The organism is Methanomethylovorans sp., assembly GCF_041447285.1.
In the GTDB taxonomy this organism is placed as follows: Archaea; Halobacteriota; Methanosarcinia; order Methanosarcinales; family Methanosarcinaceae; genus Methanomethylovorans.
Genome location: NZ_JBGMEB010000002.1, coordinates 177038 through 199371, shown reverse-complemented (window position 1 = coordinate 199371; position 22334 = coordinate 177038). Strand labels below are relative to the sequence as shown.

At 42.9% G+C, this 22334-nt stretch carries 30 protein-coding genes; 11 read left to right on the top strand and 19 right to left on the bottom strand.

The window, feature by feature from the left end:
• Nucleotides 1-73 precede the first annotated feature (73 nt).
• The 4 genes from ACC612_RS01240 to ACC612_RS01225 are packed head-to-tail and all read right to left on the bottom strand — an operon-like array spanning nucleotide 74 to nucleotide 3264.
• A complete protein-coding gene (locus tag ACC612_RS01240; RefSeq protein ID WP_371852637.1) occupies nucleotides 74-760 on the bottom strand; it encodes a 2,5-diamino-6-(ribosylamino)-4(3H)-pyrimidinone 5'-phosphate reductase in 687 nt (228 codons plus the stop codon).
• A gap of 54 nt (nucleotides 761-814) precedes the next feature.
• Complete coding sequence (locus ACC612_RS01235) at nucleotides 815-1666, bottom strand: CBS domain-containing protein (protein ID WP_371852636.1); 852 nt, start codon at nucleotides 1664-1666, stop codon at nucleotides 815-817.
• Nucleotides 1667-1684: 18 nt separating this feature from the next.
• Nucleotides 1685-2140: a universal stress protein gene (locus tag ACC612_RS01230; RefSeq protein ID WP_371852635.1), complete on the bottom strand. Its 456-nt coding sequence runs from the start codon at nucleotides 2138-2140 to the stop codon at nucleotides 1685-1687.
• A 20-nt stretch (nucleotides 2141-2160) separates the two neighbouring features.
• Nucleotides 2161-3264, bottom strand: a complete 1104-nt coding sequence (locus ACC612_RS01225; protein WP_371852634.1) for an amidohydrolase family protein — start codon at nucleotides 3262-3264, stop codon at nucleotides 2161-2163.
• A 426-nt stretch (nucleotides 3265-3690) separates the two neighbouring features.
• Between ACC612_RS01225 and ACC612_RS01220 the strand changes: the two genes are divergently transcribed.
• The 3 genes from ACC612_RS01220 (at nucleotide 3691) to ACC612_RS01210 (ending at nucleotide 4761) form a co-directional block, all read left to right on the top strand.
• Complete coding sequence (locus ACC612_RS01220) at nucleotides 3691-4005, top strand: DUF167 domain-containing protein (protein WP_371852633.1); 315 nt, start codon at nucleotides 3691-3693, stop codon at nucleotides 4003-4005.
• An 84-nt stretch (nucleotides 4006-4089) separates the two neighbouring features.
• Nucleotides 4090-4215 carry a hypothetical protein gene (locus ACC612_RS01215; protein ID WP_371852632.1) on the top strand — a complete coding sequence of 42 codons (126 nt, stop codon included), beginning with the start codon at nucleotides 4090-4092 and terminating at the stop codon, nucleotides 4213-4215.
• Between the two features lie 24 nt (nucleotides 4216-4239).
• On the top strand, nucleotides 4240-4761 hold the full coding sequence (locus ACC612_RS01210; protein ID WP_371852631.1) for a toprim domain-containing protein: 522 nt from the start codon (nucleotides 4240-4242) through the stop codon (nucleotides 4759-4761).
• On the opposite strand, the gene ACC612_RS01205 is transcribed toward ACC612_RS01210, so the two are convergent.
• The 3 genes from ACC612_RS01205 to ACC612_RS01195 all read right to left on the bottom strand — a co-directional run bounded on the left by ACC612_RS01205 (nucleotide 4758) and on the right by ACC612_RS01195 (nucleotide 6595).
• The gene (locus ACC612_RS01205) at nucleotides 4758-5180 is read right to left on the bottom strand and encodes a DUF356 domain-containing protein (RefSeq protein WP_321420278.1); all 423 of its coding nucleotides are present in this window, start codon (nucleotides 5178-5180) and stop codon (nucleotides 4758-4760) included. The genes ACC612_RS01210 and ACC612_RS01205 overlap by 4 nt on opposite strands.
• A gap of 96 nt (nucleotides 5181-5276) precedes the next feature.
• On the bottom strand, nucleotides 5277-6092 hold the full coding sequence (proC, locus tag ACC612_RS01200; RefSeq protein ID WP_371852630.1) for a pyrroline-5-carboxylate reductase: 816 nt from the start codon (nucleotides 6090-6092) through the stop codon (nucleotides 5277-5279).
• A 20-nt stretch (nucleotides 6093-6112) separates the two neighbouring features.
• Entirely contained in the window at nucleotides 6113-6595 is a 483-nt protein-coding gene (locus ACC612_RS01195; RefSeq protein WP_371852629.1) for a multiprotein bridging factor aMBF1, read from the bottom strand.
• 83 nt (nucleotides 6596-6678) lie between these two features.
• On the opposite strand from ACC612_RS01195, the gene ACC612_RS01190 reads away from it, so the two are divergent.
• Together ACC612_RS01190 and ACC612_RS01185 are read left to right on the top strand one after the other, a co-directional pair.
• Entirely contained in the window at nucleotides 6679-7971 is a 1293-nt protein-coding gene (locus tag ACC612_RS01190) for a proteasome-activating nucleotidase (RefSeq protein ID WP_371852628.1), read from the top strand.
• A gap of 49 nt (nucleotides 7972-8020) precedes the next feature.
• On the top strand, nucleotides 8021-8611 hold the full coding sequence (locus ACC612_RS01185) for a DUF99 family protein (RefSeq protein ID WP_371852627.1): 591 nt from the start codon (nucleotides 8021-8023) through the stop codon (nucleotides 8609-8611).
• 7 nt (nucleotides 8612-8618) lie between these two features.
• Here the strand turns inward: ACC612_RS01185 and glmM are convergent, their stop codons facing one another.
• The gene (gene glmM / locus ACC612_RS01180; protein ID WP_371852626.1) at nucleotides 8619-9959 is read right to left on the bottom strand and encodes a phosphoglucosamine mutase; all 1341 of its coding nucleotides are present in this window, start codon (nucleotides 9957-9959) and stop codon (nucleotides 8619-8621) included.
• A gap of 113 nt (nucleotides 9960-10072) precedes the next feature.
• On the opposite strand from glmM, the gene larE reads away from it, so the two are divergent.
• From larE to ACC612_RS01165, 3 genes are read left to right on the top strand one after another with little or no spacing between them, the layout of a single operon-like run.
• Nucleotides 10073-10864, top strand: a complete 792-nt coding sequence (larE, locus tag ACC612_RS01175) for an ATP-dependent sacrificial sulfur transferase LarE (protein ID WP_371852625.1) — start codon at nucleotides 10073-10075, stop codon at nucleotides 10862-10864.
• Nucleotides 10845-11285, top strand: a complete 441-nt coding sequence (locus tag ACC612_RS01170; RefSeq protein ID WP_371852624.1) for a GNAT family N-acetyltransferase — start codon at nucleotides 10845-10847, stop codon at nucleotides 11283-11285. The genes larE and ACC612_RS01170 overlap by 20 nt, the downstream gene beginning before the upstream one ends.
• Nucleotide 11286: 1 nt before the next feature.
• The gene (locus ACC612_RS01165) at nucleotides 11287-11838 is read left to right on the top strand and encodes a DUF531 domain-containing protein (RefSeq protein ID WP_371852623.1); all 552 of its coding nucleotides are present in this window, start codon (nucleotides 11287-11289) and stop codon (nucleotides 11836-11838) included.
• Nucleotides 11839-11873: 35 nt separating this feature from the next.
• Here ACC612_RS01165 and ACC612_RS01160 read toward each other — a convergent pair whose 3' ends face one another.
• From ACC612_RS01160 to ACC612_RS01135, 6 genes are all read right to left on the bottom strand, one after another.
• On the bottom strand, nucleotides 11874-13352 hold the full coding sequence (locus ACC612_RS01160; RefSeq protein WP_371852622.1) for a phenylalanine--tRNA ligase subunit alpha: 1479 nt from the start codon (nucleotides 13350-13352) through the stop codon (nucleotides 11874-11876).
• Nucleotides 13353-13382: 30 nt separating this feature from the next.
• Entirely contained in the window at nucleotides 13383-14681 is a 1299-nt protein-coding gene (locus ACC612_RS01155; protein ID WP_371852621.1) for a tryptophan--tRNA ligase, read from the bottom strand.
• Between the two features lie 113 nt (nucleotides 14682-14794).
• Nucleotides 14795-16003: a radical SAM/SPASM domain-containing protein gene (locus ACC612_RS01150; RefSeq protein ID WP_371852620.1), complete on the bottom strand. Its 1209-nt coding sequence runs from the start codon at nucleotides 16001-16003 to the stop codon at nucleotides 14795-14797.
• Nucleotides 16004-16420, bottom strand: a complete 417-nt coding sequence (locus ACC612_RS01145) for an ATPase domain-containing protein (RefSeq protein WP_371852698.1) — start codon at nucleotides 16418-16420, stop codon at nucleotides 16004-16006.
• Nucleotides 16421-16612: 192 nt separating this feature from the next.
• The gene (locus ACC612_RS01140; RefSeq protein ID WP_371852619.1) at nucleotides 16613-17221 is read right to left on the bottom strand and encodes a translation initiation factor IF-2 subunit beta; all 609 of its coding nucleotides are present in this window, start codon (nucleotides 17219-17221) and stop codon (nucleotides 16613-16615) included.
• A gap of 32 nt (nucleotides 17222-17253) precedes the next feature.
• Nucleotides 17254-17772, bottom strand: coding sequence for a 50S ribosomal protein L16 (locus ACC612_RS01135; RefSeq protein WP_371852618.1), 519 nt, complete (start codon nucleotides 17770-17772; stop codon nucleotides 17254-17256).
• 216 nt (nucleotides 17773-17988) lie between these two features.
• On the opposite strand from ACC612_RS01135, the gene ACC612_RS01130 reads away from it, so the two are divergent.
• The 3 genes from ACC612_RS01130 (at nucleotide 17989) to ACC612_RS01120 (ending at nucleotide 19713) form a co-directional block, all read left to right on the top strand.
• Complete coding sequence (locus ACC612_RS01130) at nucleotides 17989-18540, top strand: molybdenum cofactor biosynthesis protein B (protein ID WP_371852616.1); 552 nt, start codon at nucleotides 17989-17991, stop codon at nucleotides 18538-18540.
• A 111-nt stretch (nucleotides 18541-18651) separates the two neighbouring features.
• The gene (locus tag ACC612_RS01125; RefSeq protein WP_371852615.1) at nucleotides 18652-19350 is read left to right on the top strand and encodes an RAD55 family ATPase; all 699 of its coding nucleotides are present in this window, start codon (nucleotides 18652-18654) and stop codon (nucleotides 19348-19350) included.
• A 102-nt stretch (nucleotides 19351-19452) separates the two neighbouring features.
• Nucleotides 19453-19713, top strand: a complete 261-nt coding sequence (locus tag ACC612_RS01120) for a YhbY family RNA-binding protein (protein WP_371852614.1) — start codon at nucleotides 19453-19455, stop codon at nucleotides 19711-19713.
• A 9-nt stretch (nucleotides 19714-19722) separates the two neighbouring features.
• Here the strand turns inward: ACC612_RS01120 and ACC612_RS01115 are convergent, their stop codons facing one another.
• The 5 genes from ACC612_RS01115 to ACC612_RS01095 are packed head-to-tail and all read right to left on the bottom strand — an operon-like array spanning nucleotide 19723 to nucleotide 22332.
• Entirely contained in the window at nucleotides 19723-20052 is a 330-nt protein-coding gene (locus ACC612_RS01115) for a DUF190 domain-containing protein (protein WP_371852612.1), read from the bottom strand.
• A 24-nt stretch (nucleotides 20053-20076) separates the two neighbouring features.
• Nucleotides 20077-20436 carry a CrcB family protein gene (locus ACC612_RS01110; protein WP_371852611.1) on the bottom strand — a complete coding sequence of 120 codons (360 nt, stop codon included), beginning with the start codon at nucleotides 20434-20436 and terminating at the stop codon, nucleotides 20077-20079.
• A 1-nt stretch (nucleotide 20437) separates the two neighbouring features.
• Nucleotides 20438-20812, bottom strand: coding sequence for a fluoride efflux transporter CrcB (gene crcB / locus ACC612_RS01105; RefSeq protein WP_371852610.1), 375 nt, complete (start codon nucleotides 20810-20812; stop codon nucleotides 20438-20440).
• Between the two features lie 38 nt (nucleotides 20813-20850).
• Nucleotides 20851-22041: a molybdopterin molybdotransferase MoeA gene (locus tag ACC612_RS01100; RefSeq protein ID WP_371852609.1), complete on the bottom strand. Its 1191-nt coding sequence runs from the start codon at nucleotides 22039-22041 to the stop codon at nucleotides 20851-20853.
• Nucleotides 22042-22047: 6 nt separating this feature from the next.
• Complete coding sequence (locus tag ACC612_RS01095; protein WP_371852608.1) at nucleotides 22048-22332, bottom strand: ubiquitin-like small modifier protein 1; 285 nt, start codon at nucleotides 22330-22332, stop codon at nucleotides 22048-22050.
• Between the last annotated feature and the right edge of the window lie 2 nt (nucleotides 22333-22334).

The following is a 22334-nucleotide window of genomic DNA, read 5'->3' as shown; positions in this document are numbered from 1 at the left end:
TCAAGTAGTATAATATCTTCAAAAGATATAGGTTTTGTGAAGTTAGTGCATCACAGCACAAAACCATATAGATTCATTTTCGAAGATTAAGAACTTTCCACTTTAAGAGAAGTCCAGCCTCTATATTCTCGGCTGATATCATTTCAAGAGGCAAAGTGCTGGTGTCCGTAAATCCTTCTCCATCCACCAGAGTGGGAGCCATTTGTCCCCCGATTATAACATTACCCACAAAAGTGTATACTTCATCAACAAGTCCATTTGAAAGCATAGCCCAATTAAGTGTTGCACCACCCTCTACCATTAAACGTTTGATACCAAGATTGTGCAACTGCTCCATTGCATACGGTAGATCAACCTTTGTATCTCCGTTGATAATGATCCTGGCTTTTTCCCTCAATACCTCTACATTATCAGATGGAGCAGAAGAACTTACTACCACTATTCTCTGACCTTCTCCTTTTTTAAAAATATCAGCATCAATTGGGGTCCTTGCCTGACTGTCTATTATAATACGTGCAGGATTCTCACAGAGACCTTTTGCCTTACGTTCTGCTTTCCTTTGAGCAGATTTTACTGTAAGACTGGGATCATCAGCAAGCACCGTGCCTATTCCAACCATTACAGCATCGGATGTAGCCCGCAACTCATCCACCCGGTCAAAGTCAATAGCTCCCGAAATCCGTACCTGTTTTCTCTGCCATGTGGATATTTTACCATCAGCAGACATGGCCGAATTTATAAAAGTAAATGGGCGATTCATTTTAAACCACCATTGATATAATTACCGGATGCAAAAGCACCCGGCAGGGTAAAATTAAAGATTTACAATTGATTTCAAGAGGTCACGATCTCTTAATAGTCCAAGGAACTTCTGGTTCGCATTGACTATAGGGAGCTGATCTATCCTGTTGCGTTTCATCTTAAGGGCGCACTCACTTACACCAGAAATATATGATGCTTTCACAAGGCCGGTGATCATAATATCTTTGGCAAGCACATCCGGCACTCTTATCCTGGAAACACTATAATAAATACTCATAGTATCGCGCATGGATTCCCAGGTCCAGTGATCATCATCAGCACCATTGGACATGTTTGACATCTCTACCGAGTCTTCTATAATACTGGCGCTTATAACATCCCTGTCTGCTATAATACCAATTAGTTCCAGATCAGAATTCAAAACCGGAACTGCCTTTACATTAGCAAGTTCCATTATTCTTGCTACCACATTAAGAGGCGTCTCACTCCATACAGCTACTGATTTATTGCTGCTGTACTGGCCTACGTGATCAGTAAGACTCAGATCTGCAAGAGCGCCAACAATATCAGCTACAGTAAGTAAACCCATCAGTTTTCCATCTTCAACTACAGGAAGCCTTCGAATGTTGTGCTCAATGATCAACCTGGCAGCATCTGTAATATCCTTATCCTGTGTAATACTGACAGGATCCCTTGTCATAAGTAATGCAAGCTGCTCTTCTTCCGGGTTCTGCAAAAGATTTGACCTGCTCACAATACCAACAAGCTTTCCATCTTTTAATACTGGTACACCTGAAACTCTTTTTGCCTTCAGGATCTCAAGGACTTCATCCCTTGAACCAGGAAGTGTTGCACAAGCAACATCTCTAATCATTATATCTGAAACTTTGATGTTTTTAGGCATGTAAATCCTCTTCCACCATCACTCCTTCTTGGAGGAAACACCCTTTACTACAAGAACTGGTACTGTAGAGTTGCGGGTAACTTTCTCTGCAACGCTTCCCAGAAGGAACCTATCAAGACCACTCTTGCCCAGAGTGCCCATTACTATGACATCGATTCCATTCTTTTGTGAAAATTCGATGATCTCGTGACTTGGATGACCTTCAAGTACAACGGTCTCTGTCTCCACACCTGCTTGCTTTGCAAGTACATCAACCTTTTGTACAGCTTCGTTTGCTTCAGTCTCCATAAGCTCATACATCATTTCCCATCCTGCATCCATAGGGATGGAAGCAAAAGCAGCTGTGTCCACTACGTAGCCGACAAATATTTTCCCCCCGGCTATTTTAGCCAGTTCGATCCCATACTCGATGGCTCGTCTGTTTTGCTCGGAGCCATCTGTCGCAATGAATATTTTCTTAAACTCGGCTGTCATTTTCTTATCTCCACAACATATTAATTGATAACTGTAAGGATATCATCAGGCCTTGCCCGGCGCACAATACCTCTGATAGGATCTGTTATACCTATGAGGTTATCAGAACTTCCGTTTAGTACCATTATCTTTGGACTGAAGCCTTTTGCAATGTACCCGATTTCATTGATGTCCAATATTGATGCACCGTTAAGCGTACACATCATAAATACTTGTCTGTCATCAATGCCAAATATCTTTACCAAAACCTCCATTTCAGCAAACATATTAGGAGAATTCAGCATCACATTATCAGTCCCCACACCTACAGTAATCCCAAGATCAAGCATTTTTTCGACTGGAGACATCCCCACCCCTGTTATGAAATTAGATCGTGGACACACTACCACCGATTTTTGCTCATCTGCAACCTGCTTCAGATCACTTGACTCTGCATGTGTCATATGTATCAGAACATGAGGATCCAAAGAGAGAGCCGGACCTATATCATTTCTGTTTTTCTCCCCTGCATGGATGAAAAATGGCTTTCTCCATGATGCTGCAGCTTGCCTTAGAGTTTCTAATACATTCTTTTTTATGTCCAGAGCGCCACTTATGCCAAGCCCATAGGATTCTTTCAGCAGGCGTTCAGCTTCATACTCAACATTAATATTATCTCCTTCTGTTAAACTGATCCGCCCAAGAATTCTACCGATTATATTTTTATCTTCAAGAGCATCCTTTAATGCAAGTGTTCCTGCAACACTACCCTCTCTGAAATCTGCAAAAGCAGATGTTCCGGTATTGATCATATCAAAAATGGTCCTTTTCATTGATTCGACCAGTTTTGACTGCGGAGTAGCCTGTAGTATACGGTGCTTAAGGCCATCAGGCGGCCTTACTAGAGAATCCAGATCACGTTCTATACGATTTCCCACTGTCTTCCCAAGTATAGGATCTTTGAGAACTGAATCTCCGATATGAGTATGAGAGTTCACCAAACAAGGAGAAATAATATTCTCACTTTTCGTGTTCTCTTCTCCGATTTCAGTAATGACTCCATCTCTTAGGCAGATATATCCTTCGATTACTTCCGGTTCCGGTCCCAGGATAATCTTCCCGGAAATTATCTGTTCGCTGGACATTTGAAACTCTTTGCTGTGTCCTTGTTAGTATTAGTAGTAAATCCACAGAAGAAACTGTGAAATTAAGTCGTTAAATGTCTATGATCATTAATAAGATTTCTCATGCTGTAACAGGCTTTTCGTACGACCTTATAGATTTATTAGATATTTGTGCGCAATGTTGATATAGTTATAGTCTAAAGCATGGATTGCGCATTTTTAGGTCCTTGCACAAGAATATGGCAGAGCCTTTCAGTGAGTGTACAGTCAACCATAATGCGCTACATAAGATAATGCAAAATGAGCCTGTCACGAGGGAAACTGGGAAGGACTGCGGACATTCCAGAGGATGAGCTCCCGGAGTTAGTGCGTCAGGCCACAGCATTATCGCTGCTATAGACACATTTTTTCGTTATCGATATATACAATCCGGAGATTACTATATCTATGCCTTTCAAGGATGCATTGAGAGAGGTTAGTGATGGGACAGTAATTGATCTTGAAGTTACTCCTGGTTCTAAACATACATGTATTCCAAGTGGGTATAACCCTTGGAGAAAACGCATCGAAATTAAGCTTTCTCAGGCTGCACAAAAAGGAAAGGCTAATGAACAGTTGATAGAACATCTGGCAATATTATTTGAGATACCCAATTCTTCTGTGAATATAATCAGTGGAACTAAAAACAGCCAGAAGTCCGTACTTCTGAAAGCAGTAGAGATAGATGTTGCAGTGTCTGTTCTCGAGAAAAGGATAAAGTGATTGAACAAACGAACCAATTACTTTCACCCAGCTTGGAACCCGTTAATATATGCTCTTGACCTACGTATATTTGAGGTGAAGAGCATGAATACGCTATTTGATGGTTTGCTTGAAAGGGCACGGTATTACGAGCAGTTCGAACAATTCCACAGATCTATACAAATCACAAATTATCGGGAAACTGATGTATGCCAGACCACAGAAGCATGAAAATGCTTATCAATCTGGGGATTAATGGTTATTGATATAGATCACATGTCTAAGAACGCGAAAAGTTATAGAATACCCGGATCCGAAAAAACGCTCAAAGCACCTATGTTTGTATATAGGAGACGGCTTGAGCTAATTGATGAATTACTTGAGGAGCTTCTCTGTTTTTCCAGAGAAGGAAATATTATTTTAGTAGAGGGAAAAAGAGACCAGATCTCACTAAGAAAGCTTGGGATCGAAGGGAAAATAGAACTTGTTACCCACCATCCATTAACAGATATCTGTGAAAATGTCGCTGCCACTGGAAAAGAGGTAGTCATATTAACAGACTGGGACCGAAGAGGTATGATTCTTGAAAAAAAGATAACTGAGCATCTGGACCATTATGGCATCAAAATACAATGCCAACTGCGAAGGCGTATCCTATCCCTTGTACAAAAGGATATAAAGGACGTGGAAAGCCTATACACCCATATTGTAAAACTTAGGCAAATAGCTGATCCCGACTATCACTATAACAACACTGATGATGACGTTTTCATTTAGCCGTAAGCCGATTGTGTACTTTCCTGAGAAGCGAACTTACGTTCAAACTCAGGGTATAACTCGGCCTTATCAACCAGTTCCTCGTAGACTTTATGCCTGGGACTCACAATAACAATATGTGCCGGCGGATGGATCTTACGAAGCTTACTGATAGCTGCTCCCGCATTATTATCGAGTTCCACCAGCGCTGCAGAGTTGCATTTTGATTTGAGGGGTACTCCTACCACACTCACAAGAACGTTATCTGCATACTGAGGTTCGATACGCTTTGGCTTTGATAGAAAACGTAGATGACCATAATGTTCAAGATCATGCAATGCTACATTAACCTTGTCGGCATTGTCCGCCCTTATGACAGCAAACGACTTAATGTCAATCCCTCTGGTCAAACTACAATCCCCCTTTTTTATTTCAGACATAATTTACAGTTCTCGATATAAGAATTTTGTTATTTTAAATTTCAAATGCTCAACATTTACTAAATTCTATTTTAATATATAGTTTTCCATTAAATTTTATTCGCCGAGTTCTCGGGACCTTTGTGAAGCAGCAATAACTGCATTCATGAAAGCAGCGCGAACACCCCTTTCTTCAAGTACCCGAATACCCCTGATAGTGGTCCCTGCAGGAGATGTTACCATGTCCTTGAGTTCTCCGGGATGGGCATGGTACTCAAGAGCCATCTTTGCTGCGCCAAGAACTGTCTGAGCTGCTAATATAAGTGCGCTTTCTCTATCCAGGCCTTCATATACACCACCGTCAGCCATAGCTTCAATGATAGGGAATATATATGCAGGTCCACTCCCTGAAAGTCCCGTTACCGCATCCATCAGTTTTTCCTGAACGATAATAGCACTTCCCACAGACCTGAAAATCTCAAGGGCGCACTCAGCATCATCCATTGAAACTGTGGGACCGGGACAAAGTGCAGATGCAGCCTCTGCAACAGTTGCGGCTATATTTGGCATCACACGAATGACCTTCGTACCAGGCAACAGTTCCTTTGTGATCTCCTGGAGGGGGACACCAGCAGCTATTGAGATCACAAGTTTATCAGAAGTAATTTGCTCTTTCAGTGGTTTTAGAACACTCTTCAATATCTGAGGTTTTACAGCAAGCAAGAGGATATCAGAATTAGAGACTGTAACAATATTATCAGTGGATACGTTGATACCCAATTCAGACCTCATTTTTTCAAGTCCAACCTCATACACATCACTTGCATAAATATCGGAGGAAGAGATTATGCCTGAATCACATATGCCTTTTATGAGAGCAGATCCCATCTTGCCAGTTCCGATTATTCCCAGTTTCTTGTCCTTAAGGCTCATTAACTTACAACTCCTTTCAATCACTTACGTTTGATATTGACTATATCGCCAAGGGTTGTTCCCTTATGGAGCTTATCTCCTTTCCAGTCATCGCCACTAATCTTTTCAATTAGTTTGACCTCAAGGATACGCTCAAGTTTTTCCCTTACGCTATCTTCAGGAACAAGTTCTCGGCGTTCAAATTTCCTAATGAGCGTAGCCTTTTCCTTTATTTGCGCTGCAAGTTGTTCCGGCGTCCAGCCACGTTTTTCTCTCGCTTCCCGGATAACTTGATCATAGTTGTCCACGATTTCTTCAGCTAGTTTTTCAAATCCAGTCCTCTGGGGTTTTCTTGGCCTGGCATACGCCGGTTGCACCGGAGAAACTTTCCTTGAGACCGGCGAGTGCTTGTTGGCGGGGGTACCGTACTGGGAGCATTTGGTGCATACAGTCAGTTCGCTACCATCGATAGTAATCTTAAAAGGACTTCCACGAATATCTTCACCACATATTTCGCATTGCATACACAAATCACTCTTAAAAGCCTACATAGCCTTTTTTCGAAAGGGCTATATATCGTATGCGCTTAAATAATGTTCGGAGCTGTATGAACGAGACCAGTGAAGCAGACACTAAAAGGTTTGCTCCCGCGGGAGCAGACAGGAAAAACTATGAATATGCTGGTTCAGAAAGTGACGAAGATTTTTCCAAATACCTGCTGGACCGCATGAAACAACTGGAGTCCCGCAACACTCTTCTTAAAGAGCAATGCGACCAGATGGAGTCGGAAAAAAGATATGTAGAAAGCCAAAAACTTAAATTCGAACGCGAAGTTCGCAGGATGCAGGCTGAGATTGATAGATTGAAGACCGCTCCGCTTGTAGTGGCGACTGTAATAGATGTAATTGGTAATGACAAGGTACTTGTTAAAAGCAGTACTGGCCCCCAATTTCTGGTTGGAGTATCCCAATTCATAGACGATGAAGCTCTGGTACCTGGTGCTACTGTGGCTTTGAACCAACAGACACTTGCCGTTGTTGATGTAATACCCTTCACCGAGGAGCCTATGGTAAATGCTATGGAAGTGGTTGATCCACAGGATGTGGATTATGACCAGATAGGCGGTCTTGATGAGCAGGTACAGGAGATAGTGGAATCTGTTGAACTGCCACTTACTAAACCTGAGGCTTTTGCCAAAATAGGCATTTCTCCTCCAAAAGGAGTATTGCTTTTTGGAGAACCAGGTACAGGGAAAACCCTGCTTGCAAAAGCGGTGGCTAACAGGACAGAAGCTACCTTTATCAGAGTCGTTGGTTCGGAGCTTATACAGAAATACATAGGTGACGGGGCAAAACTTGTGCGCGAAATCTTTGCCATGGCAAGGAAAAAAGCACCATCCATTATATTCATCGATGAGCTTGATGCCATTGCCTCAAGGCGTCTTAATGACACCAATGGTGCGGATCGTGAAGTCCAGCGTACGCTTATGCAGCTTCTGGCCGAGATGGATGGTTTTGACAACCGTGGTGAAGTGCGCATAATAGCTGCAACCAACCGTTTGGATGTACTTGATCCCGCCATATTGCGCCCCGGCAGATTTGACAGGATTGTCAACGTACCTATGCCTGATGCCAGTGCAAGAGAACTGATCCTCAAGATCCATACAAGGAATATGAGAATTGCAAAGGATATTGATTTCAAGAAACTTGCAACTCTTGCGGAAGGAGTGAGCGGTGCAGACCTTAGTGCTATCGCTATGGAAGCTGGTATGCTTGCTGTAAGAGAAGATAGAGAACAGGTAGAAATGGATCACTTCCTCAGATCAGTGAAGAAAGTAATGTCACCTGTAAAGTATTCCGTTCAGGTAATTACCGATCAACCACAGACAATGTTTGGCTGATGTTCGTGGTTGACAATTAATTTTTTTTATCAGCGGACAATTTACTCTTGTGTATAGATCATTCCACATAAAAAATGAGATAAGAGTGCTTGGTATAGATGATTCTGCATTGATAAGGGATCAGATAATGATAGTCGGAGCCTTTTTCAGAGGCGGGGGATGGCTCGATGGAGTGATGCGCTCATACGTTACAAAAGATGGTATGGATAGTACGGATGCCATTGTAGAAATGGCAAGATCCAGTAAACATTTCGGACAGATACGTGTCATCATGCTTGATGGAGTAACCTATGCTGGTTTCAATCCGGTGGATATTAATTATACATGGGAACAGACAGGCATCCCCGTAATAGTGGTCATGAGAGCATATCCAAATTTTAGAAAGATAGAAGATGCCCTCGCCTATCTTCCTGAACCAAAAAAAAGAATGGACATCATACTGAAGGCTGGTGAAATAACAAAAGTGCAAACAAAAAAAAGAGCACAGCCAGTATACATCCAGCATGCAGGCATAGAACCAGAACATGCAGCAAAAATCGTACAGCTCACAGCCACCAGGAGTAATATCCCTGAACCTCTTAGGGTGGCTCACCTTATAGCAACGGGAATCGTGCTTGGAGAATCAAGAGGAAAAGCATAAGACAAGCTTATGCATACTTTTCCACTAGTTGAACTCCATTATTCATCAACTCTAAAGCTCTCTCGTTTGTCCTGGATTCTGCAAATATGCGTATAATAGGTTCGGTGCCTGATGGCCTGATCAACACCCATCCATCCTCATACCAGATCTTGACACCGTCCGTAGTATCAACTTTCATTTGGCCAGTAGCGACCTCTGCCTTCAGTTTTTCCATGATAACTTTTGGATCATGGCATTCTACTTTTGTTTTTGAGTTGAAATATGCAGGTACGCTCTTTGCCATTTCAGAAAGCGTTTTTCCGTCTGCCATAATCTCCAGCAGCTTTGCACAGGACATAGCACCATCTCTGCAATACTGGTGCTCAGGGAAGATAAGTCCTCCATTGCCTTCACCACCAAATACTGCTCCCACGTCCATCATCTTACGTGCGACATTGATAGAACCTACGGCAGTCCATATCAGATCCACACCTGCTTCTTTTGCAACATCGAGCATTCTCTGGGAAGAACTTACAGGAGTCACAAGTGTTCCTTTCTTTTGTTGAAGAACGTATTTTGCCATCATTGCAAGCAAAATTTCTTCATCAATGAATTTTCCATTCTCATCAAAAAACACAGCTCTGTCCGCATCACCATCATGTGCGACACCCATCTGAGCCCCTTCCTTAATAACGAGATTAGCGAGATCTGTAAGAGCATCTGGTGTGGGCTCAGGATTACGTGAAGGGAAAGTACCGTCTGCCTGTGCATTGATAGTAATTACCTCGCATCCCAAACGGCGCAACAAGAAAGGCAAAGTAACAGAACCTGCTCCACAACCTGTATCTGCTACTACTTTGAACTTCTTCTGCCTGACAAGATCTGCATTTATAGAGTTGATTATGCCTTCTATGTAAATATCATTGGCATTGACATCATGCCTGAAGTCTCCCGTGTACTCCCAGGCGGCTGGTTTGAATTCCCTAGAGAAATATATCTTTTCTACCTTCCCCTCGTCTTCTCGGGACATCTCAGTACCATCACCGGCTATTAATTTTATACCATTGTATTCTCTGGGATTGTGAGATGCAGTGATAACTATTCCCGCATCGGCATGATCGCGCACATAGTACTGTATGGAAGGAGTTGGGACAATACCTACATCGATAACCGTAAGGCCGGATGATAAAGCACCTGCAATTGCAGCAGATTTGAGCATATCACCTGATATTCGGGTATCTCTGCCAATGGCAACAGTGCCTTTATTGCCCATTAAAGTGCCCAGGCTTCTTACAATATCCATTACCATCCGAGGATTCATATACTCATTAGCTATGCCTCTTACTCCATTAGTTCCAAAAAGTTTCATATTTATCACCGGTAACTGCGATTATTATGACATCTCTATATATTATCTTTAGTGGTCTGCGAGGTGTAAATATACATCTTCGAAGATAGACAATATTGATGTTCTTTGACAAAATGAAACAGATAAAAGAGGCGCTTGCTTCAAAGAGCAGCGCATTAGTCGCGTTCTCAGGCGGAGTGGATAGTTCTACTCTTGCTGCCCTTGCCTACGAAGTATTGGGCAATAATGCACTGGCAGTCACCATCAATATGCATTCCTTGCCAGAAGGAGAGCTGCAAATGGCAGAAAATATTGCCAGAGAGATTGGGATCAGGCACAAAGTTATAGATTTCGATGAGTTTAATGTACCAGAATTTGTAGAGAATTCTCCAAAAAGGTGCTACTACTGCAAGAGATCAATACTTGAACTTCTCCTGGAGGCAGCAAAAAAAGAAGGTTCTGAAGTGGTGATAGAAGGTACGAACATAACAGAAATGCAAGGAAATCGCCCTGGTATGCAGGCTGTTGCAGAAATGAATGAACGAGTTATATCGCCCTTCCTCCAATTCTCAGTGACCAGGGAAGAGATCAGGCAAATGGCCGAATATATGGGATTGTCAGTTGCCAAAAAGCCATCTTCTCCATGCCTTGCATCACGTATTCCCTATGGAAAAAAAATCACACCCGAAGGGATTTCAAGAGTGAAATCTGCAGAAAAATACATATTTAATTTGGGATTTACTCAATTCAGAGTTCGTGACCATGGGGATGTTGCCAGAATAGAAGTAAAATCTTCTGATTTTCCAGCGGTTATAGAAAAAAAAGAAGGTATTGTGAATGAGCTTAAAAGGCTTGGGTTTCATTACGTAACCCTTGACATGGAAGGTTTCAGGAGTGGGAGCCTTGATGAAGTCGTTAGCAAGTGATATCCATACTCGACTTGCAACAGCGCAGGATATGCATGATATTGAGTGCATTGCATCTACTTACTTTCTTGATATTGATGGATTAGGTTATAGTGATTTTATTGTTGCAACATTGGAAAATAAGATAATTGGCATAGCCTCCTTCAAACAAAACGAATGTCCTGAACTGCATACCATTGCAGTGCATCCCAACTACAGGGGAAAAGGCATAGGTGCTTTATTGGTAAAAGAACTTGCCTCTACCCTCTGTAAAGACAATGAACGGATATATGTACGCACTACAGCTTCGGGATTCTTTGAAAAAGTGGGTTTCGTTGCCCTGGAAAATGCAATAAAAAAAGAACTGTGGAACGATTGTATTGCTTGCGACAGATTTAACAATTGCAAGCAAGCTGTTATGTGCCTGGAACTGAGGAAATAATATGCTGACAATGGGAATAATCAACACATATGACAAGATCAAAGTACTGGATGCTCATTACCGTGCCATTGCAAGAGCAGCTCCCATCTGCCATGCATTTGGATTTAGACTTGCACTATACGATTTTCCCTTCAATATGACCGCCGAAGAACTCGTGGAATATGTTACCGATAAGACCACCATAGGTGAATCTGGTAAATACCTGCGTCTGTTATACGAGAAGGGTCATTTCTTTGTTTTCGATTTGCCAAAAAAAGGTTTTCAGCCTCAATTTGGCACAGCGATTGTAACAACTTCGAAACCTGAAAAGAAACGTGCCATAACTCCTGATGAGATTGCAAACGGAATACTCAGGAAAAGTTCATACTTGTTGCTTGTTGGCCTTGGCAGAAAAGGGCTTCCAAAAGAAATGTTCGAACAAGCTCCCCTTCACCTTGATATCACTTCAGCCGGAATATCCCTGGAAACCTGCACGGCTATAGGTTGCATCCCTGCATATATTATGGGAATAGTGCATACAAAGCAAAATTCAAAACCAATGATAAGAGAATAGATTAAAAGAGTGTAGAGCAAATAACAGAGAGGCTCTTAGAGCCTCGGAGAAGGAGTTTTGCGCAACCAATCGATATCCGACTGATACAATTCGCGCAGGTCTTTAAGGTCCAGTTTGAGCATTGCCAGACGGCTTACTCCCAGACCCCAGGCAAGCACAGGGTATTTGATGCCAAGCGGATCGGTAACTTCCTTCCTGAAAACACCTGCACCTCCAAGCTCTACCCAGCCAAGTCCCTCAACGTAAACCTCAGGTTCCACACTGGGTTCTGTGTAAGGGAAGTAGCCAGGCCTGAAGCGCACATCCTTGAATCCCATTCTGTGATAGAATTCTGATAGCAAGCCCAGAAGATTGGCGAAAGTCATATCTTTATCCATGACCACCCCCTCCAGTTGCTCGAATTCCGGAGTGTGGGTCGGATCGATAGTTTCCCTGCGGTATGCTCTGTCAATCGAGAATGCCTTGATAGGTGATTCAGGGTGATCAGCAAGGTATTTGATGGTTACAGCAGTGGTATGTGTCCTGAGAACATTCTTACAGGCAATTTCCTCACTCCACTTGCCACCCCATCCCTTTGATTCAAGATCTCCTCCATGCTCATGCATGGCACATACCTTATCTTTGTACTCCTCTGGAAGATCTGAAGTCTCTTCAAGGTGGAAAGTATCCTGCATCTCTCTGGCAGGATGATCCTGTGGCTGGAAGAGCGCATCGAAGTTCCAGAAAGAACTCTGTACAATGTCACCTTTTATTTCAGTGAAGCCCATTTCCAGGAAGATCTGGCGCATCTGGTCTATAAGACGCTGATATGGATGGATCTTTGCTCCATAAACAGCACGGGGCAGGGGATGAATATTATAGGGCCTGAAATTTTTCTCTTTCCATTCTCCACTCTTTAGCATCTCGGAAGTAAGTTGAGCAACCTCTTCCTCCAAAGTGATGCCCTCAAGTACGAGCTCTTTACCTGCAGAAGTGATCCCTATAGTTCTCAACTTCTCTTCATTCCGGCTTACAAGTTTGCGTTTCAGGAGATCCTGTATAGTAGTAGTATTCACTCCCAGCTGCTCAAGTGTGACCTTGCCATTGCTTAAATTAGCAAGTGCCTTTTCATCATCACCTATCTCTGCTTTACCTGAAGGGACTACATTTCCCTGCTCGATATTGGCCCATCCTTTGCGGCGAAGCCATCCGGTAGCAATCCCCACTGTTTTAGGTGATACTTTTCCTTTAAGCTCTTCCAGAGAAGTGGGACCGGAAATAGCTGAGATCATTTGTCTTTCAGGAAGACCACACCTCGCATACTCTTCGCCCTCTGAAGTAAGGCTGTATGTTTCCAGAACCTGCTCCGACACCTCAGCAAGTCCTTTCTCTTGCAGCATAAAAGCAGACTGGACCAAAGTCTCTATCTTTAGTCCGGAAATCTGCGCAAGTTCTACTGGAGTTGATTTTCCTTGTATCCCCAGCTTTATCAGAACAATTTTCTCGTTAGTAGTAAGATTATACTGGTGGTTCATTATCACACCTGATCTAAGTCATTATCATATTCATAAGCCGTACTCATCAAGTCTTTCCCTGGCCAGTTCCCTTTTCTCCTGGTGATCCTTCAGGAACTTCTCCATTCTTTCGGCAGCCAGATTCTTACAGCTGCCACAGGTCCTTTGTCCCGTGATACACTCCTCACGGATCTGCAAAAGCTCCTGGTCATCTTCCATGAGATGGAAAAGCAAAAGCTCGAACACAGAGCATTTTTCGGGTTCGCCACCGAGTTTCTTTTGCTCCTCAAGGCTCATACGGCCTCCAGTCTTGGCACGCTTTACCTTTTTTGCCCCTTCCTTGGGATCATCGAGAAGAGCAATATGACTTTCAGGGATACTGCTTGACATTTTTCCGCCCTGCAGACCGGACATGAAACGATGATAAGTAGCTGCGGGCGGGACAAATGCATATCCTCCATAACGAAGCTCAACTTCCCTGACCGTCTTTAACAATTGATCAAAGTCATCAGCTTCAAGAACATCCAGATGGCCTTCGAAGAGTTTTGTATTTCCCGGAATGATATCATGCAGTTCTTCTAATGCTCCTTCGGGAGCTGCTTTACTGCGTATACTGAAATAATGCTTACCGTCTTTATCTTCTCTTCCTTCTATTTTGAACATGTTCATCTTGTGACCAAGTCCGCGGGTAAGACGGATATGTGGGTCCTGATCAGCACCTACCGGGATAACAGTTGGTTTTGGACCTCCGTACTCCTCAAGCTGAGGATGAAGGATATCAGCACTCTGCGTTACTGCACTTACCATGTGGGATACACTTGTTTCTCCGGAAAATCCATATATAGCACTTAGTTCTGAAAAATTAGCCTTTGAACCGAGTTCAAAAGAAAGGTCTTTCACATTATCCGAAGTGGACTGGAAATAAATGTGCCCATTTGGTTCAAAACCAAGGGCAATGAGGCTCACGATGTACTCATTGATGCCCGTATCCCTGCATTTCTCCCATGGAATACCTCTTACTGAGTGCGCTTCACGATCAGCTATTCCCACAAATGCATCTGCACCTTTCTGCTGATGCCATATTATCTCTTCCATAACCATCTTATGCCCAAGATGTATTCTGCCGGATGGCATGAATCCACTCATTACGGCAAATGGGTCTTTATTCTGCATTGCATCAAGCACATGCTCATAACTGCGATGGCCGAAGATCAATTTCCTGCGCATTAATCTGTGAGGATCTTCTATACGGGAATATAAAGCATCAAAAGGCATTATTCCAAATTCCTCAAATAATTTAGAATAGTCTTCAATGTTAGTTGAGCTCCACGGATCGAGTTTTACGTTCATGAGGGATCTAGGTCCTATGTATGTTGATATAAATATTATACATGCCGCTGGCTGCCTGGCAATAGTAAAAACACCTAGTTATATGTAAATGTTCTTATTGTAAAAGATAAAGGCTATTTTTCCAACAGCCTGAAATCGTAGGGTGCAGACTCACTCTCCGGGATACTCCTCACCAATCCCAGGAATGCAGGATCATGCATCTTACAGCTATAGCGTTCTCCCCTGTAATGTGAGCTTTTACGTATCCTTTTCCATATAGTTTTAAGAGACTCTTCGCGAACATTACCGTAACTGAACGGAATGTAAGGACAAGGTTTTACAGAACCTTCTACGCATAAATGTATCCAGCGCTGTCCTGCCATGCATCCCAGCATGCGACCTTCAAAATAAGTATTTGCAAATATCCTTGGCCCACCTTTTGTGGAGTTGATACGCTGATAGAAATCAAGGATATATTTACGCTGTAGATCGGAAATAATTGGATCTTCCGGTTTCTTGGGAATGCTCTCCCATAAGGAGAATTCATGCACACCCAGAGAAGCTGCCATCTCATACATTTCAGGGATGTTGTCAATGTTCTTGGGAGAGACATGGGTACACATTGTAACAAGCAATCCTGCCTCAAGACCCATTTTTATCGCAGAAGTAGCTTTCTCAAAAGCACCATCAAGCCTGCGGACCTCATCATGTTTTTTAGGGTCAGTAGAGTAGATGCTTATCAATAGATTGTATAATCCTGCTTCTTTCAGCTTTTTGGCAGCTTCTGGAGTCATTTCAGTACCTGGAGTGTACATATTGACGATAGCACGCTCCTTATCAACATACTCTATAAGCTCGAATATATCCTCACGGAGCATGGGATCACCTTCCGTGAAAGTGATTATGAAAGCACCCATATCCAATGCTTCGTCGATGACCTTTTTTACAGTGGAAGTGTCAAGTTCGCCTTCACCTCCACTTATGACGCAATGCGCACACTGGCACTTACATTTACGCGTGATCTCAAAGGAGACTGTTTCGGGCACATACCTTCCAAGTGCTGTCTGAACCTCAGCAAGCAGCAGCCTGTTGAAAACTTTGCTGGGAATGGGAGGGAGCCATGTAGAAGCGACAATATAATCTTCTGTAACCAGAGCAGGCTTTTCGTCCTTCAAACGCGAATTAATCATATCAAGGAAAGGAGTACAAGCTCTTTTTAGCCCACCTTTTGCTTCGAGTTTGATAAATGCATCACTCTTATGTAATTTAATGGTAAGTCCAGGTATTGACACCAGATTGATATTAGTTTCCAGACCTTCTGATGAAACTTCAGTGGAATTCATTTATATGCTCCTTTTTTGAGAACTGCTGCGGAAAACAACTGCTTGCTGACCTCTGATGGGTTCATGAAGATCAACAATAATTCCAGCGTCTGTGATCCTATAAGGATGGAATAGATTCATCATTTTGACTCCCCTAATCTTAAGGATTTCTATAGAGCTTACCCTTTGATTTCCAATCCTTGATACATGGAGAGGAATCACTCCATCTGCAGGATATTCTTCTACATTAAATGTGTCTGAATCAGATTTATTTCCATTGAGATAAGGGTTGTGCCGTAAAGTCCTCCCATACTTTATAAATTTGAGTAAGAGGAATATGGTACTAACAGAATTAAGAGAAAATTTTACTGTAATGGAGATATGAATAGACTTTTTGCACTTATATCTGCATGACAATTTTATAAAGAAATTATGCACCTTATGAAGAATTATCAAACTCTAGTCCAGAGTAAGTAGAATAAAATCATCTTCGATAAAGCCGCATTTGATAAATTCATAAAAAAGTATTCCTGCAAGCACTACCATGAAGGAAAGTTAAAACAGTATTGAATAGTAAATTATATGTTTGTAAGATATAATCTACTACTCGCTATACTTTAGATACCCCTTTTAAACCCTTTCTGCAAAGGCCAGATTACCACTGATTCTCTTAATCTTAGCTTTTACAGTCTGCCCTTTGGAAGTGTTAGGAACGAATATAGTATATTTGGACAACTTAGCAATACCATCGCCCTTTGAACCGACGGAATCGATCATCAGTTCATATTCCTTTCCTTCTTCGATCTCATCTTTCGGGGCCTGAGCTACAACGCGTCTCTTTTTGACTGGCCTGTGACCACCACATGCAGAACACTTGAGCATTAGTACCCTGTCTACTTTGACAAGCTGTGTATCTGGGCGGCCACATTCAGAACAGATGACATACTCTTCAACATAGGCATCTATGTTGGACTTTAGCATCTCCTTGGTGAAACGACCCTGGAATACAGCCCTGCTTCCTTCGATCTTACCTGCAGTACCGAGTTCACGGGTCAGATATTTCATCAAGTGGTCCGGCTCCCTGTTGAACACGTCCGCTATGTTGCCAAAATTATCCAGGATGGTAGTTTTTCCTTCCACCAATACCCTAGGCTCGGGAACCACGAAACGTTCACCGGTGGTTTCCATATCAGGTAGATCGGCTAACGCGCGGTCAAGCAACTTTTCATAGCTATCCATATATAATACCTCAGGAATGCCGGTATATAGATTTACTGTACAAGTTCTAATCCCTGGTCAATTACTATTCTCACGGGTGTGGGGAGTTTCTGACCTGCACGCCTCAGTGCATCCTTAGCGATAGCGTAGTTCTCTTTGTTCACGGATACGGTGAAGATCTTTTGCCCAGCGGACACCCTGGCAGCAGTTCCCACGTTCTTTCCGTAGGCGCCTCTCATACCGCTTGATACACGGTCTGCTCCTGCACCAGTTGCCTGCTTGTTCTCCCTCAGGACCTCATGAGGATATACCCTGAGTTTCAGGTGGTAACCTGCACGGCCAGCTGCATTCATTACAGCCCTGTTGGCAGTAATACGGGCAGCTTCAAGAGCAGTATGTCTGATCTGACATCTTTCTTTGGCAATTAGGGAGAGTTTTACGGGGAAATCTTCAGTTTTACTACCCATGTCGTAGTGGATGACCTGGCTTCCCGGAACACCACCCATGTATTTTCTGCGAGTGAATGAACGTTGTCTGACGTTCCTGTACATACTTGCTGGCTTTCTTACCATGAATAAAATCTCCTAATAGTGTTATGAATAAGTTCCCAGAATAGAATCTGGCTCCTTATAGATAATGTAGGTATTTGAATCTGTTGAGTCCTCTGGTGAATTACCTAGAGTAAAGGCTCTTCCTTTACTACGTTGGAGTTTATAAGCCTTATTCCCCAATACTTATTATATCTTGCTGACTGTCGAGCGGTTCATATAGATAATTCCAATATATCAATGCTTATGCAATCCTCAACCCCACTATCTCACAAACAAAATATAAAAGGAAACATACGATTCGCGCTAATTACTGTTTCAACATCAAGGTTCAATAAATATGGCCCTGTTAGGTCCCCACAAGAAGCTGAAGACTTATCAGGAGACCTGATGTACAACTTAGTGAAAGAAAGTGGACATGAAGTGATGTCCTATTCATTGGTCCCTGATGACGAAGCTGTCATAAAAGATCTAATTTCACGCATGGTGCATGAAGATGTAAATCTGATCGTAACCAGCGGAGGCACTGGACTCAGTCCGGATGATGTAACTATAGAAGCCGTATCTCCTTTGTTCCATAAGGAAATACAGGGTTTTGGAGAATATTTCAGATATCTTAGTATCGAACAAATAGGTAGTTCGGTGGTCCTTACAAGAGCTTGTGCCGGAACGGTGAATAACAAAGTGATATTTTGTCTTCCAGGATCCCCAAACGCAGTAAAGCTTGCATTTTCAGAGATTATTCTACAGGAAGCAGGTCATATTTTGAAGCATCTTGGGAGAACAGTATAAAAGTAAGATTCTATAATATGTGTTATATACCAGTAAAGATATTATACATCGCTACATTCTACCAAATAGAAGAAAAACGGCAAATTAAAAAAATCATTCAGAAGGTTATGCATGACAGGATATTCATTAGGCATTAAAGAGCTCGATGAGATCCTTGGTGATATCAGGGAGGGAACAAATATTATGATGATAGGTCCCCCCATGAGTTCTAAAGATGAGCTTCTGAACCTTATAGTTTATAACGGCCTTATGAACGGAAATTCATCAATAGTCGTATCTACCCGAGAACCCGGAGAAAGATTCTTTGAATGGTTTAACCGCAACGGAATCAATATATCAGAATCTGATATTGGAGTTGTGGATTGCGTTACTAAGACACTTGGAATGGGAGCCCCTGAGACCGAAAAGATAAAACGTGCTTCCAGTCCTGTAGACCTGACCGGAATTGGTGTGAAGATCAGTCAGTTCTTTGAAGATTTTGTTATGAAAAAGAGAATTCCAAACAGACTTTGTATGAATTCCCTTTCAACGATATTGATGTACTCCAACCTTCAGACAGTATTTAAATTCCTCCATGTGTTCACCGGAAGAGTGAAAGCAGCAGGAGGATTCGGAATATATGTTGTTGAAGACGGAATGCATGACCAACAAACAATAACCACTCTTCAGCAGCTTTTTGATGGCATGATTGAGATCCGTGCAAGCGGAGAACATCACTGTATAAGAGTAGTGGGACTAACTCCAAAACCAACACCTTGGTTTGAATATGAGGTAGAAGGCAAACAACTGAAACTGAGAGACTGTAAATAAAAACGGTCCAAACTGATTTCTATCTGCTGCATACCTTTGACAATAAGAAATGACATTTTATATCACAGATTATTTGAACATGAAAAGAGTTGGGGAACAGCTATGGACAAAGACAAATTATATGAACTTAAAGCACAGGCTTCACAACTGAAACCAATTATAAACATTGGAAAGAACGGGATCACTGACACAGTAGTTGAAGAGATCAAGAAGCATCTTAAAGCAAACCGCATGATAAAAATAAAAACATTAAAAAGCTCAAGGGAAGAAAAAGATACCGAATCAATCGCAAATGAACTTGCAAGCGCCACAGCCTCACAAATAGTAGAAATAAGAGGCAATAGTTTGGTACTGTATAAGTGAAATTAAAGTTCAACTATTTTTAACCTGAGAAGGAGGTATTACCTCCACTTCCTGCAAGATCATAAGTTCACGCGGAAGCATTTGACGCAATTGTGGGATGACATTACGGATATTATCCTCCGTATCTACAGCCTGCACTATAATGGGAAGATCGGCACCAAGCCTGAGCACATTTGCCGTGTGAATGATGTGATCCACACCATAACCTTCCAGGCAATGATGCACTGTCGCCCCGGCAATGCCAGCCCCTTTGAAAAATTCTATTACTGCATGATAAGCAGCTTTTCCTCTATACGAATCTTTTTCGCTGAGGTATATCCTAAGGATCACATGCTTCATTATAATTCACCTATTTGGCGCTTATTAGATTAAGTTTACCAGCAATTGACCAGCTTTTACAGCAGCCAGACACAGAAATAGATTAAGGCCGACATTAAGGATAAAATATCGGGATTCATTGTTTTCAAGAAGGCGAAAGCTCTCATATGAAAAAGTAGAGAAGGTGGTAAATGCACCCAATATCCCGACATTAACAAAATAAACAATTTCACCGTAAGCTCCAGAGAATGTCAGATATGAGAGAATAAAACTTCCGATGACGTTCACGGTTAGAGTACCCGTGGGAATAATAGATGATCTAGGTACTGCTCCAGAGACAAGATATCTTAAAATAGCGCCTATAGTGCCTCCTATTCCTACAAGCAATACTGCTGAGTATGACATGCTAACGCCTCCGTCCCAAATATACCATGCATGCCCGGCCTAGAAGAACACCCATCAAACCTGGCACAATATTGGCACAGATGAATATCACAGAAGCTGCAAAACTCATCTGGAAAGCATACACTGCAAAACTTGAAAAGGTTGTGAATGCTCCCAAGAAACCTATACCTGTGAAAAGACGAATACGGGTGGGAACGTAACCTAGAAACTCACTGTGATACATGAGCAAGCCCAGGCAAAAGCTCCCCAGGACATTAACGGTCAGGGTCCCTAGAACAGATGTCAGGCTCTGTGCGAACATGAACCTGGCCACTGCACCCAGAAATCCCCCGCAGCCAATTGCCAGGAGATCTTTTAAATCCCAGTCTCTGGACATTCGTATTTCTCGGCTTTTACTCGGTAGCTATTCGATCACTATTCGATCAGCACGACATCGACTTCGCTTTCTTTCTCATATCCTTCGACGTGTTCCGGTATGATAACGAATCCCTGGGATTTGGCAATGGAACTAAGGATACCAGCCCCGGCAGTCATCAGAGGATGAGCGATCTTACCATCGAGTATCACTCTGGCATAACTGAGATACCCTTCGCGCGAGGTGATCTTAGAGCTCAGCTGTGCCTTTACTATGATAAAGGGCACATCGGGAGCATTTGCCACCTTTCTGAGTGCGGGCCTGCCAAAAACGAACAATGCCACAAGACCCGCAGCAGGATAACCTGGCATACATACAACAGGTTTATCATTGACTAGACCAAGAGCAGTGGGCTTTCCGGGACTCAGACCCACGCCGTGCACCAGCAGTTCTCCCATGGAAGATACAACACCCGGAACGAAGTCCTTCTCTCCTACGGATGTGCCACCGGAAATGATCAACATATCTGCATCCAGGTTCTCTTTAATAGCCTGCTCGATCTGAGCAATATCCTCCGGCACTATATCATGATACTTGGATATACCACCCCATTGTTCCACGTACAGTCCTATCATGAGGCTGTTGCTCTCCAGGCTCTTACCGGCAGGTGGCAACTCTGTGTATGAGAGAGGTACTAGATCATCGCCAACTGGAATTATGGCAACCACAGGCTTACAGTATACTTTTACTTCCCGGATACCCAGGGAGGCCAATACCCCTACATCACATGCCCTCAGCAGATGACCTTTGTTAAAAAGGATCTCGTTCTTGCGGATATCCTCACCTATGTCACCCACGTTCTTCCCGGGGTGCAGCTGTGCCCTTATTTCTATCATATCGCCCATGGATACGGTGTCTTCGATCATCATCACCGCATCAGCGCCTTCCGGCATATACTGGCCTGTGCCTACCCTTGCACATCTGCCTTCGTCCACAACATCAGAAAGCTCTAACATCACAGGATTAAGAGGAGATGCACCAAGAGTGTCCGCAGCCCTCATGGCATAACCGTCCATTGCAGACCGCCTGAAATGGGGCACATTTCTGGGAGCTATGGTATGTGTGGCCAGCACCCTGCCGGGACATTCCCGGATACTGATATCTTCCGTCCTTGTGATAGGAGCAATAGATTCTAGGAATTTCTCTCTGGCCAAGCCTACGGACATGCGTTCCCTGAATATCCTGTCCATCCGTCATCACCCGCCGGACACCGGAGGCAATACGCCCAGCTCATCGCAGTCGCTAACCTTTGTGTTAAGACCATCAAGATGATGGATATTGTCACCGTTAAGAAAAACATTCACATAGCCACATAGTTTGGGATCAGAAGTAGTTGTTTCAAAAACCCTGTCCTTCAGACCCGGAAATTGCCTCACGAGGGCTTCCAGCACCTCAAGCACCGTCTCTCCCCCGAGCTTCAACTCGGAAGTCCCTGCTATCTCTTTAAGGTTTGCAAAGAGCCTTACCTTAACCTCTGTCATGG